The 12,739-nt window shown below is 64.0% G+C and carries 10 protein-coding genes and 1 tRNA gene; 10 read left to right on the forward strand and 1 reads right to left on the reverse strand.

From position 1 onward, the window contains the following. Nucleotides 1–243: 243 nt before the first annotated feature. The 8 genes from cysS to C7411_RS07235 all read left to right on the forward strand — a co-directional run bounded on the left by cysS (nt 244) and on the right by C7411_RS07235 (nt 8,693). Complete coding sequence (cysS, locus tag C7411_RS07200; RefSeq protein WP_110384010.1) at nt 244–1,641, forward strand: cysteine--tRNA ligase; 1,398 nt, start codon at nt 244–246, stop codon at nt 1,639–1,641. Between the two features lie 47 nt (nt 1,642–1,688). After that, the gene (locus C7411_RS07205) at nt 1,689–2,573 is read left to right on the forward strand and encodes a DNA-3-methyladenine glycosylase family protein (RefSeq protein ID WP_110384011.1); all 885 of its coding nucleotides are present in this window, start codon (nt 1,689–1,691) and stop codon (nt 2,571–2,573) included. Nucleotides 2,574–2,700: 127 nt separating this feature from the next. Further along, nucleotides 2,701–3,672, forward strand: coding sequence for an acetyl-CoA carboxylase carboxyltransferase subunit alpha (locus C7411_RS07210; RefSeq protein ID WP_110384012.1), 972 nt, complete (start codon nt 2,701–2,703; stop codon nt 3,670–3,672). Between the two features lie 41 nt (nt 3,673–3,713). Beyond that, nucleotides 3,714–5,144: a tRNA lysidine(34) synthetase TilS gene (gene tilS / locus C7411_RS07215; protein ID WP_110384013.1), complete on the forward strand. Its 1,431-nt coding sequence runs from the start codon at nt 3,714–3,716 to the stop codon at nt 5,142–5,144. A gap of 515 nt (nt 5,145–5,659) precedes the next feature. Next, nucleotides 5,660–6,910, forward strand: a complete 1,251-nt coding sequence (locus C7411_RS07220) for an aspartate kinase (protein WP_042265048.1) — start codon at nt 5,660–5,662, stop codon at nt 6,908–6,910. A 132-nt stretch (nt 6,911–7,042) separates the two neighbouring features. Then, nucleotides 7,043–7,136 (forward strand) — tRNA-Ser (locus C7411_RS07225). A gap of 421 nt (nt 7,137–7,557) precedes the next feature. Continuing rightward, a complete protein-coding gene (locus C7411_RS07230; protein ID WP_110384014.1) occupies nt 7,558–7,935 on the forward strand; it encodes a hypothetical protein in 378 nt (125 codons plus the stop codon). Between the two features lie 410 nt (nt 7,936–8,345). Then, nucleotides 8,346–8,693: a hypothetical protein gene (locus C7411_RS07235; RefSeq protein WP_110384015.1), complete on the forward strand. Its 348-nt coding sequence runs from the start codon at nt 8,346–8,348 to the stop codon at nt 8,691–8,693. A 149-nt stretch (nt 8,694–8,842) separates the two neighbouring features. On the opposite strand, the gene fabI is transcribed toward C7411_RS07235, so the two are convergent. Then, nucleotides 8,843–9,631 carry an enoyl-ACP reductase FabI gene (gene fabI / locus C7411_RS07240; RefSeq protein WP_028204103.1) on the reverse strand — a complete coding sequence of 263 codons (789 nt, stop codon included), beginning with the start codon at nt 9,629–9,631 and terminating at the stop codon, nt 8,843–8,845. Between the two features lie 107 nt (nt 9,632–9,738). On the opposite strand from fabI, the gene C7411_RS07245 reads away from it, so the two are divergent. Next, nucleotides 9,739–11,673: an extracellular solute-binding protein gene (locus C7411_RS07245; RefSeq protein WP_110384016.1), complete on the forward strand. Its 1,935-nt coding sequence runs from the start codon at nt 9,739–9,741 to the stop codon at nt 11,671–11,673. A gap of 27 nt (nt 11,674–11,700) precedes the next feature. Next, nucleotides 11,701–12,738, forward strand: a complete 1,038-nt coding sequence (locus tag C7411_RS07250) for a microcin C ABC transporter permease YejB (RefSeq protein ID WP_028204101.1) — start codon at nt 11,701–11,703, stop codon at nt 12,736–12,738. Nucleotide 12,739 lies beyond the last annotated feature (1 nt).

Raw genomic sequence — 12,739 nt, forward strand, 5'->3', positions numbered from 1 at the left:
TTCTAACAAAAGGTCTGTGCGTTTTCGTCGCGCGCTTTGTCCCTCGCCCGTTTCGTGTGCATGACGGGCGCTTGCGCGAGTCGCCGGGCTTTCCAACGCCACTCGTGGTCGTCTCCGCTGAGAACAGCAACCTGTTTGCAGTCCGGACGCCGACAGAAGCAGCCTGAGCAATGCGGGCCACCACCCGCAGGCTGCGGTCGGCGCCGCCGCGGATTTCTTTCGACCCACGTATCCATCGCCTTTATGGAATCACTGCGCATTTACAACACGCTCGCGCGTGACAAGCAAAATTTCGTGCCACTCGAGCCCGGCGTCGTGCGTATGTACGTCTGCGGGATGACGGTGTACGACTATTGTCATGTCGGGCATGCGCGTGTGATGGTGGTGTTCGATATCGTGCAACGCTGGCTGCGCGCGCTCGGCTACAACGTGACCTACGTGCGCAACATTACCGATATCGACGACAAGATCATTCGCCGCGCGGTAGAAAACGGCGAGACGATCAAGCAGCTCACCGACCGTTTCATCGCGGCGCTGCACGAAGACGCGGACGCGCTCGGCATCGAGCGTCCCGATCACGAACCGCGCGCGACGCAGTACATCCCGCAGATGCTCGACATGATCGGCAAGCTCGAACGCAACGGCTACGCGTACCAGGGTGCGGACGGCGACGTGAACTACGCGGTGCGCAAGTTCGCGAACTATGGCGCGCTCTCGGGCAAGTCGATCGAAGACCTGCGTGCGGGCGAACGTGTGGCGACGAACGATGCCAAGCAGGATCCGCTTGACTTCGTGCTGTGGAAACAGGCAAAACCGCAAGAGCCGGCCGACACGAGCTGGGACTCGAAGTATGGGCGCGGGCGTCCGGGCTGGCATATCGAATGCTCGGCCATGGGCTGCGCGTTGCTCGGCGAGCACTTCGACATTCATGGCGGCGGCCAGGACCTGCAGTTTCCGCACCATGAGAACGAGATCGCGCAGAGCGAAGGCGCGACCGGCAAGACGTTCGTCAATACATGGATGCATAACGGCTTCGTGAATATCGACAACGAGAAGATGTCGAAGTCGCTCGGCAACTTCTTCACGATCCGCGAAGTGCTGGCGAAGTACGATGCCGAAGTGGTGCGCTTCTTCATGGCGCGCGCGCATTACCGCTCGCCGCTGAATTACAGCGACGTGCATCTCGACGACGCGCGCAACGCGCTCACGCGTCTTTACACGGCGTTGAAGGACGTGACGCCGGATGCGGGCGAGCTTGACTGGAACGAACCGTACGCGCAGCGTTTTCGCGCGGCGATGAACGACGACTTCAACACGCCGGTGGCGATCGCCGTGCTGTTCGAACTCGCGAGCGAGGTGAACCGTACGCGCGACGCGGTGCTCGCGCGTCAGTTGCAGCGCCTCGCACGTGTGATCGGGCTGCTCGTGCGCGAGCCGCGCGTGTTCCTGCAACAGGCCGCGGGCGCACAGGATGCAGGCGCGCTCGACGTGGCGGCGATCGAAGCGAAGATCGCGGCGCGCACGGCGGCCAAGCAGGCGAAGCAGTATGCGGAGGCGGACCGGATTCGGGCCGAACTGCTCGAAGCCGGTGTCGCGCTCGAAGACAAACCGGGCGGGTTGACCGAGTGGCGCCGCGTGTAAGCGGGCTGTCCAGTTTCCACTGATCGATTCGCGAGGCAGGAGGCAGGATGGCAACGGCCACGAAGACGCAGACCAGGCGGTCCGCGTCGCTAACGGGCGGAACTGCGGGTGCACCCGCAGGTGCAAAGCGTGCGCTCAATGGGGCGGGCGGCAAGGCGGCGGCAAAGCCGGCTGCGAAGACGGCGCGTGGGAAAACCAACGGCGCGTCCGGCTCGCACGAAGTGCTCGACGGCGCGGCAATCGAGGCCGCGCTCTCCAATGGTCCGGCGGTGCTCGAAGCCGTGGAGCCCGCGGCGAATGCGCTGGGCGATCTCGAATTCGAAGTGCAGCGTCCCGACTATTGGGACAAGGCCTGCGCGGACCTCGTCAAGCGCGACCGTATTCTCAAGAAGCTGATTCCGAAGTTCGGCCCCGTGCATTTGCTGAGCCGCGACGATCCGTTCGTCACGCTCGCGCGCTCGGTGGTCGGCCAGCAGATTTCGACGGCGGCGGCGCAGGCGCTCTGGCAGCGTGTGGAAGCCGCGTGTCCGAAACTCGTGCCGCAGCAGTTCCTGAAACTCGGTCACGAAAAGCTGGCCGCGTGCGGCCTCTCGAAACGCAAAACGGAATACATCCTCGATCTCGCGCAGCATTTCGTATCGGGTGCACTGCACGTCGGCAAGTGGACGTCGATGGACGATGAAGACGTGATCGCGGAGCTCACGGCGATTCGCGGCATCGGCCGCTGGACCGCCGAGATGTTTCTGATCTTCAATCTCGCGCGCCCGAATGTGCTGCCGCTCGACGATCTGGGGCTGATCCGCGCGATCAGCGTCAACTATTTCAGCGGCGAGCCGGTCACGCGCAGCGAAGCGCGCGAAGTCGCGGCCAACTGGGAGCCGTGGCGTACCGTCGCGACCTGGTATATGTGGCGCAGCCTCGAGCCGTCGTGAAGGCGGTGTCAGCCGCCAGTGATCAAGAAAAATCTATCGATCGAAGAAATTGATAGTTCTGAGCCGATTTCGGCGCGCTCTGGCGCGGTTAGAATACGCGCTGCCGCAAAGTGAAGGATTCCCACACATGAAGACCACGTTTCTGGATTTCGAACAGCCGATCGCTGAACTGGAAGCGAAGATCGAAGAACTGCGCTTCGTTCAGGACGATTCGGCCGTCGATATTTCGGAAGAAATCGAGCGGCTGTCGAAGAAGAGCCAGCAGCTCACGAAGGACCTCTATGCGAACCTGAGCCCGTGGCAGGTTTCGCAGATCGCGCGTCATCCGCAGCGTCCGTACACGCTCGATTACGTGCACGAGCTTTTTACCGATTTTCACGAACTCCATGGCGACCGCTCGTTCGCGGACGACCTCTCCGTCGTCGGCGGCCTCGCGCGCTTCAATGGCCAGGCCTGCATGGTGATCGGTCACCAGAAGGGCCGCGACACGAAGGAGCGCGCCGCGCGCAACTTCGGCATGCCGCGCCCGGAAGGCTATCGCAAGGCCGAACGCCTGATGCGCCTCGCCGAGAAATTCGGCCTGCCCATCTTCACGTTCGTCGACACGCCGGGTGCGTACCCGGGCATCGGCGCGGAAGAGCGCGGCCAGTCGGAAGCCATCGGCCGCAATCTCTACGTAATGGCCGAACTCAAAACGCCGATCATCACGACGATCATCGGCGAAGGCGGTTCGGGCGGCGCGCTCGCAGTGGCCGTGGCCGATACGGTCATGATGCTGCAGTTCTCGACCTACTCGGTGATCTCGCCGGAAGGCTGCGCGTCGATTCTCTGGAAGAGCGCCGCGAAGGCGCCCGAAGCCGCCGAAGCGCTGGGCCTCACGGCGCACCGCCTCAAGGCGCTGGGCCTCATCGACAAGATCGTGAACGAGCCGCTCGGCGGCGCGCATCGCGACCCGAAGGGCATGGCCGCGCTGCTGCGCCGTGCGCTTGCCGACTCGCTGCGCCAGTTCCAGGGCATGAGCGTCGCCGACCTGAAGCAGCGCCGTTTCGAGCGCCTGATGGCCTACGGCAAGTTCAAGGAAACGACGCCGGGCGCATAAGGCGCGCGACGTCAACGCTCCTCGACGTCTGCGGTCGTGCTGTGACCGGCCATCCCGAATCCGACGCCGGGCGCATCGTTCTCGATGCGCTCGGCGTTGTGCTTTCCACGCTTGCCGGCGACGCCCGCATCGCGGTCGCGTATAGCGGCGGGCTCGACTCGTCCGTGCTGCTGGACGCTGCGGTGCGGGTGGCCGGGGCGGCGCGTCTCGTCGCACTGCATGTGCATCACGGCCTGAGCCCGAACGCCGACGCATGGCTCGCCCATTGCGAGGCAACTGCGCGCGCTTATGGCGTGACGTTCGACGCGATGCGCGTGGAGTTGGCGCGCGACGACGCGGCCGGCGTGGAGGCGGCCGCCCGCGACGCCCGCTACCGCGCGCTCGACGCAATGTGCGCGGCGCACGGCGTGCAGGCGCTCTGGCTCGCGCAGCATGCGGACGATCAGGCGGAAACGGTGCTGTTGCAGTTGCTGCGCGGCGCCGGGCTCGCGGGGCTGGCGGCGATGGCGCCGGCGCGTGCAAGCGTGAATGGCGTCGTGCGTATGAGGCCGCTGCTCGCGTTGTTGCGCACGCAACTGGAGCGCTATGCGCACGCGCAGGGCCTGCGCTGGATCGACGACGAATCGAACGACGACACGCGCTACGCACGCAACGCCTTGCGTCACGACGTAGTGCCGGCGCTCTCGGCCCATTTCCCCGGCTATCGCGATGCGCTTGCGCGCACGGCGGCGCATGCGGCTGCTGCGCAGCGTCTGCTCGACGATCTCGCGCGCATCGATTTGCGCGACGCTGGACGCGAGGGCGGCAGCGCGCTTTCACACGCTGCGCTGCTCGCACTCGACGATGCGCGCGCGCTCAACTTGCTGCGTTACTGGATGCGCTCGCTTGGCCTGCCGGCGGCATCGGCGGCGCGGCTTGCGGATATGCTGCGGCAGTTGCGCGAGGTGGTGCGCGACGACCCGGGCGCTCACGCATTGCGCGTCGATCACGCCGGACGCCGCTTGCGCGCGTATCGCGGCATCGTTTCGTGGGAAGCCGGGCGTGCGCGCGACGAACGCGCAGGCGAGGGCGCCGCTCATGCGCGCGAGCCGGTGTCGTTGATCTGGCGCGGAGAGGAAGTTTGGCGCCTGCCGTCATGGCGCGGGACCTACGTTTTCGCACCGGCTGCCCCCGACGATGCCGACGCCGTTCCCGAGCGCGTGCTCGCGAGCGCGCCGCTTATCGCGCGCGAGCGCAGCGGCGGCGAGCGCTTGCGCGACGAAGCTGCGAACGTGAGCCGCACGCTCAAAAACCTGTTCCAGGCGCGCGGCGTGCCTGCGTGGGAGCGCGACGTGCCGTTGCTCTATGTGGGCAAGACCTTGCTGTTCGTGCCCCGTATCGGCGTGAGCCGGTCGGCGTTCGGCGCACTGCCTGGCGAGCCTGGTGCGGCCTGGCGTCGCATCGAATGGCGCGAAGATTGGCTGATCGCCTGAAGCCGCGCCCGCCGTCTGCGCCCAGTCGCCGATGGAAGACGATCGTTCCCCCGCAAATCCTTGCCGCACAAGCCTTTATCGGCATCTGCAAGCTTGTTCTGTCTTGTAATTTTGGCGTCAATCGGGTAGTGTAAGTCGTTTGTCCAGCCCGCTTTTTTCGCGTTCACGGACGCCGTCAAAAACGGCGGATACACACGCTGTTAAAAACGGCATATACACGAACGCCGTTAAAAACGGCGTGCTGTGAAAAGGCGCGACTTCTCCTTCGAACGGTACCGACGGTTGCAGGGACGTCGTAGCGGCATGCGGGCAGGGCGCGAGTGCAAGGCATCAGCGTATCGATACACGTCGGATACGCATCGCCACGATGTGGATACGATGCGCCGGCCTTCGCGCCCCTGAGGCAAAACCCGCGCGTGCTGCACGCGCTGAAGCCGCCGCCGTGGCCCCAAGGCGTCCGGGCGGCCCGGTTCTTCAGTGCGCCAGCGCGGTAACATCTCCAGTTCAGAACGACAATGGCACTCATCGTACACAAATACGGCGGCACCTCGATGGGCTCGGTCGAGCGCATCAAGAACGTCGCGAAGCGCGTCGCCAAATGGCACAAGGCCGGCCACAAGATGGTCGTCGTGCCTTCGGCGATGTCCGGCGAAACCAATCGTCTGCTCGGCCTCGCGAAAGAAATTTCGCCCCAGCCCAGCCCGCGCGAGCTCGACATGATTGCGTCGACCGGTGAGCAGGTGAGCGTCGGTCTCCTCTCGATCGCCCTGCAGGAAGCGGGCGTCGACGCGATCAGCTACACCGGCTGGCAAGTGCCGGTCAAAACCGACAGCTCGTTCACCAAGGCCCGCATCAACGACATCGACGGCGAGCGCGTGCTGGCCGACCTCGACGACGGCAAGGTGGTCGTGATCACGGGCTTCCAGGGCATCGACCCGGAAGGCCACATCACCACGCTCGGCCGCGGCGGCTCGGACACGTCGGCGGTGGCGGTCGCAGCGGCGCTGAAGGCCGACGAATGCCTGATCTATACGGACGTCGATGGCGTCTACACGACCGACCCGCGTGTGGTCGACGACGCACGCCGTCTCGACCGCATTACGTTCGAAGAGATGCTGGAAATGGCCAGCCTCGGCTCGAAAGTGCTGCAGATCCGCTCGGTGGAATTCGCGGGCAAGTATCAGGTGAAGACGCGTGTGCTCTCCAGCCTGACCGACCCGATGATGAACCTCGACGAGGAAATGTCCTCGGGCACCCTGATTACTTTTGAAGAAGACGAGACCATGGAAAAAGCAGTCATCTCGGGTATCGCGTTCCAGCGCGACGAGGCCCGCATCATCGTGATGGGCGTGCCCGACAAGCCCGGCATCGCGTATCAGATCCTCGGCCCGGTGGCGGACGCTAACATCGACGTCGACATGATCATCCAGAACCAGAGCGTGGACGGCAAGACCGACTTCACGTTCACGGTGCCGCGCGGCGACTATCAGCGCGCCATCGACGTCCTGAATAACCAGGTGAAGGGCCACGTGAGCGCGGAGAAGGTGCTCGGTGACGCGAAGGTGTCGAAGGTTTCGGTGGTCGGCGTGGGCATGCGCTCGCACGTGGGCGTGGCGAGCAAGATGTTCCGCACGCTCTCGGAAGAGGGCATCAACATTCAGATGATCTCGACCTCGGAAATCAAGATCTCGGTGCTGATCGACGAGAAGTACATGGAACTGGCGGTGCGCGCGCTGCACAAGGCGTTCGACCTCGAGCACGCGTAAGCCGCGCGGCGTTCGTTGTGCGCTTGCAGAAAAAACTTTGCAAAAAAGCGCCGTATGAATTGACCGGAAGGCGCTAACCCGCTATCATCTTGGCTTCGTTGCGCTGCCTCCCTGGCGCGAACGAAGTTTTCGGGAGACGTGGCCGAGAGGTCGAAGGCACTCCCCTGCTAAGGGAGCATCTGGGCCAAAACCTGGATCGAGGGTTCGAATCCCTCCGTCTCCGCCAGAAATGGCGGTGGAACCCCGCAAGTCTCGGCTTGCGGGGTTTTTGTTTTGTGGCTCCCGCTATGCACAAAGCCGGTTTCGAACGGTGCGGCGATTGTCGCTTCGAGTCGTCCTGTTCCAGTCCATTCGCTTAGGACTGCGATGACTGCGTTGGACCTGCGTCTGTCAGGAAAATCTGTAGGCATCTCCGATATGCGCAATATTTAGTCGACTAAAGTCAACATTTTCGCGTCTACGCTGTCAATACGAGTGTTGTTGTGTACCGCCATCAAGCGGTCCCGAGAACTTCTCGAGCGGAGAGTGCGATGAAAACAAGACAAGTCTGTCAGGCATCGATACGAAGCACGCTAACAACCCTCTGCGCGTCGGCAACGTTGTGCGCGTGCGCAACGGCATGGGCTGACGGCGGAACGATACGTTTTGTGGGTGCGCTCGTCGCGCCAACCTTCGACATCGCCATGGGGCACAGCGCAACCGGCGCGTCGGCGACGATGGAAAGGCGGCAAGACTACGATGGCCTTCGCGGTTTCACGACCATCGCCTTTAGCAGTGAAGCGCGCGTTGCGCCACGCGCCAACTTGTCGGTCCTGCCTGCAAACAGCAGGGTGGCGCAAGGGAGTTCGGTGTGGCGCCAGCGCATTCGGGTGCGATTCATCAACGGAGCCGGGCGGCGCGTGTCTCCGGACGCCGCGGGACGCTATTTCATCGGCGCTTCGGGCGGCATACTCACGCTTGCGCCGAGGTACGCGGCGCAGACGGCGGACGCGTCGCACGCGACCGTGCTGATGGACTATCGCTGAGCCTGTCGGTCAAAGCGGGTTGCACGGAAAGTAATTCGTAATGCGAATGAAGTGAAGTGGGTCGCGCGAGCGTGACAGCCGCGCGGGGGATCGCTGCGTGCTGCGCGTGCGTGAGATCGGGACCCTGTTGTAATCCGCACGCTTTGGCGCCAGCGATGCTATCCTCCGCTGCGCCGTAGTTCGCCGTGTCGTTCAGGCTAGCGGCAAAAGCGGGTCGCGAGACGCAACGCGCCTGATCTGCGCATACGCAGTCCGTTGCGCGCCACAAGCCTTGGCGCCGGTGTAACGAGACGTAACGCCATCGAGCGCCGGCCAGGTTTGTGCATCAGTTATTACAAGTTTGAAATACGCGGGCGAAAGCCGTGCGTTATATTGGCCTGAACAAAACATCAAACCCGAAAGGTGAGTCCATGAAGTTCCCACGTGTTGTTGCAATGCTGCTCGGGGGCGTGGCTATCGGCGCATCGAGCGCTGCTATGGCTGGCGTGAGCGTTGGTGTCAACATCGGTATTCCGGCCCCGGTTTATGTCGCTCCGCAACCGGTCTACGCGCCGCCCCCGCCGCCTGTCGTCTATCAGCCGGCTCCTGTTTATGCGGCGCCGCCGGCCATCGTCATCGGCTGGCATGGCGATCGTTACTGGGATGGCCGCCGCTACTGGGCGCGCGACGACTGGTATCGCCACCACGGCGGCTATGGCGGTCCGGGCCGCGGCCACTACGATCGCGACCACGGCGGGCCTCCGGGACACTGGCACTAAGCTGCGAGGCTTGTCGCAGGCGTGATGCGCGTGATACGGCGCGCATGGCAGGGTCAAGCATCGCCCTAAATAGAAAAGCCGCCCACCGGGCGGCTTTTGCATTCTTGCCGTTGCGCGCGCAACGACGCGCACGCAACGCAGAGAGAGGCTTACTCGAGGCCGGCCATGCCGCCAACCACGGCGTTGAAGCCCGAGTCGACGTGCATGATCTCGGCGGTCACGCCGGCCGCCAGATCGGAGAGCAGGAACGCGGCGGAGTTGCCGACCTGCTCGATGGTCACGTTACGCTGCAGCGGGGCGTTCTGCTCGACGAAATCGAGAATCTTGCCAAAGCCCTTGATGCCGCTCGCCGCGAGCGTCTTGATCGGGCCGGCGGAGATGCCGTTCACGCGCACGCCTTGCGCACCGAGCGCCACCGCGAGATAACGCACGCTCGCTTCGAGTGCGGCTTTCGCGACGCCCATGGTGTTGTAGTTCGGAATGGCGCGCTCTGCGCCGAGATAGGTAAGCGTCAGCAGCGAGGCGTTCTGGGCGAGCATCGGCTTGGCAGCCTTGGCGAGCGCCGGGAAGCTGTATGCAGAAATATCGTGCGCAATGCGGAAGTTTTCGCGGGTCATGCCATCGAGGAAGTCGCCCGCGATCGCTTCGCGCGGCGCGAAGCCGATCGAGTGGACGAGGCCGTCGAGCGTGTCCCAGTGCTGCTTGAGGTCCGTGAAGAGCGCTTCGATTTGCGCGTCGTCGGCCACGTCGCAGGGGAACACGAGGTTGCTGCCGAATTCCTGTGCAAACTCGGTGATACGGTCCTTGAAGCGGTCGCCGACGTACGTGAACGCCAGTTCCGCGCCTTCGCGCTTGCATGCCTGCGCGATGCCGTACGCGATCGAACGGTTCGACAGCAGGCCGGTCAACAGGATGCGTTTGCCAGCGAGGAAGCCCATGAATTCTCCTAAATCAGGTCAATGCGCCAGCGCCTGTGGGGCGGCGCCGCGTGGTTTGGGTAGAATTCTCTCACAACTGACAAGTCAGCCTGGACAAATACCGATCTATGACGACAGGAACGCGAGGCAGGACGGCGCTCGGCGCGCTTGGGGCAACCGTTCCTGCGGCTCGGCTCGCACTTGCCAAAAGGCTGGCGGCGATGTGCCTGACGCTCGCATTCGGACTGCTGGCCATGCCGTCCGCCCATGCGGTTTCCGCCATCGCGCAGTACGGCGAGCCCAAATATCCGCCGGGATTCGCGCACTTCGACTACGTGAATCCGGATGCGCCCAAGGGCGGCACGCTCGTCCTCGCCAATCCCGACCGCCTCACGAGCTTTGACAAGTTCAACCCGTTCACGCTGCGCGGCAACGCGGCCCCGGGGCTCGGCATGCTGTTCGAGAGCCTCACGACGGGGAGTCTCGACGAAGTGGCCTCGGCCTACGGTTTGCTCGCCGACGACATCCGCATCGCGCCCGACGCGCTTTCGGTGACGTTCCATATCAACCCGAAGGCGCGCTTCTCGAACGGCGACCCGGTGACGGCCGAAGACGTGAAGTTTTCGCTCGATACCCTGAAGAGCCGCCAGGCCGCGCCCTCCATGCAGGCGTATTTCAGCGAGATCACGCGCGCGGTGGTGGTCGATTCCGCGACGATCCGCTTCGATTTCCGCAGCAAGAACCGCGAACTGCCGCTCATCGCGGGCGGCATGCCGGTGTTCTCGCACAAGTGGGGCTTGCGCCCGGACGGCAGCCGCATCGCCTTCGATCAGCTCGCGTTCGAGCAGCCGATCGGCAGCGGTCCGTATGTGATCGACCGCTACTCGAACGGCCGCACGATCACCTACAAACTCGACCCCAACTACTGGGGCCGCGACCTGCCGGTGCGCGTGGGCACCAACAACTTCGAGCGCATCACCTACAAGCTCTATTCGGATGACGTGGCGCGCCTGGAAGCCTTCAAGGCGGGCGAGTACGACGCGCTCGTCGAATATGTCGCGCGCAACTGGGTGCGGCGCGACGTCGGCAAGCGCTTCGACAGCGGCGAGCTCGTCAAGCGCGAGTTCCCGCAGCACAACGGCACCGGCATGCAGGGCTTCGTCATGAATCTGCGCAAGCCGGTGTTCCAGGACGTGCGCGTGCGCCGCGCCCTCGACCTTGCGCTCGACTTCCAGTGGCTCAACCGCATGCTGTTCTATAGTCAGTACCGCCGCATCGACAGCTGGTTCGCGAACACGCAGCTGCAGGCAAAGGGGCTGCCGTCGCCTGGGGAGCTTGCCTTGCTCGAGCCATGGCGCAAGTCGCTCGATCCGGCCGTGTTTGGGCCGCCGCCCTTGCAGCCCGATACGACCCCGCCGGGATCGCTGCGCGCGAATCTGCTGAAGGCGCGCGCGCTGCTCGCCGACGCCGGCTGGACCTATCGCGACGGCGCGCTGCGCAACGCGAAGGGCGAGCCGTTCACGTTCGAGGTGCTCGACGACACGAGCGCTTCGGCGCAGTGGGCGCCGATCATGGCGCAGTACACGCAGGCGCTCAGGCGGCTCGGCATCCAGGTGAACTATCGCTCGGTCGATTTCGCGCTTTACCAGAAGCGGCTTGACGCCTTCGACTACGACATGACGACCATCAAGTTCCCCGACGTCCAGGTGCCGGGCGCGGAACAGGTCGACCGCTTCGGCAGCAAGGCCGCCGACGAGCCGGGCTCGGGCAACCTGCTCGGCCTGAAGTCGCCGGCTGTCGATGCGATCCTCAAGGCGCTCACGCAGGCGCAGACGCTCCAGCAGCTGCTCGACGCCACCCATGCGCTCGACCGGGTGCTGATGCACGGCTACTATGTGGTGCCGCAGTGGTACAGCGCGACGCACCGCGTGGCGTTCAGGAACACGCTGGCCTATCCGGCGAAGCTGCCGCTGTACTATGGTGCGAACGACTGGATCATCTCGACGTGGTGGCTGAAGTCACAACCCCAGCCGCAGCCCGGGCCACAGGCGGCGGGTCATTAACAACGGACACGACGGAAGCAACGAATCATGTGGAGCTACATCGTCAAACGCCTGCTGCTGATGATCCCGACGCTGCTCGGCGTGCTCACGCTGACTTTCGGCGTGATCCAGTTCGTGCCGGGCGGCCCCGTCGAACAGGCGGTGCGCGAATTGCGACGGGGCGCGGAACAGGGGATGCCGTTCGGCATGCGCGCACATTCGGGCGTGGACGCGCAGCAGATCGCACAGCTCAAGCAGCTTTACGGTTTCGACAAGCCGCCGCTGCAACGCTATTTCCTGATGCTCGGGCGCTTTGCGCGCTTCGATCTCGGACAGAGCTATTTCCACCACCAGAGCGTGTGGTCGCTGATTATTTCCAAGCTGCCGGTTTCGATCAGCATTGGCCTGTGGACGTTCTTTCTCACCTATCTGATATCGGTGCCGTTGGGCATCGCGAAGGCGGTGCGCAACGGCTCGCGGTTCGACCTCGTGACGAGCCTCGTCGTGCTCGTCGGTTACGCGATTCCGGGCTTCGTGCTGGGCGTGCTGCTGCTCGTGCTGTTCGGCGGCGGCTCGTTTCTGCAGCTCTTTCCGCTGCGCAATCTCACGTCTGACAACTGGGACACGCTCTCGCTCGGCGGCAAGATTCTCGACTATCTCTGGCACATCACGCTGCCCGTGACGGCGTCGGTCGTGGGCAGTTTCGCGGTCACGACCATGCTGACCAAGAACGCCTTTCTCGAAGAGATCCGCCGCCAATACGTGCTGACTGCGCGCGCGAAAGGGCTCTCGGAGCGCACCGTGCTCTGGAAGCATGTTTTTCGCAACGCGCTGCTGCCGCTCGTGGTGGGGTTCCCGGCGGCGTTCATCGGCGCGTTCTTCACCGGCAGCCTGCTGATCGAAACACTTTTTTCGCTCGACGGGCTGGGCCTGCTTTCGTATGAATCCGTCGTGCGGCGCGACTATCCGGTCGTGCTCGGCACGCTGTATCTCTTCACGCTGATCGGACTGCTAACCAAGCTGATTTCCGATTTGTGCTACGTGTGGGTCGATCCCCGCATCCAATTCGAACAACTGGAGCGCTGAG

The sequence above is a fragment of the Paraburkholderia silvatlantica genome, assembly GCF_003096715.1.
Taxonomy (GTDB): Bacteria; Pseudomonadota; Gammaproteobacteria; order Burkholderiales; family Burkholderiaceae; genus Paraburkholderia; species Paraburkholderia silvatlantica.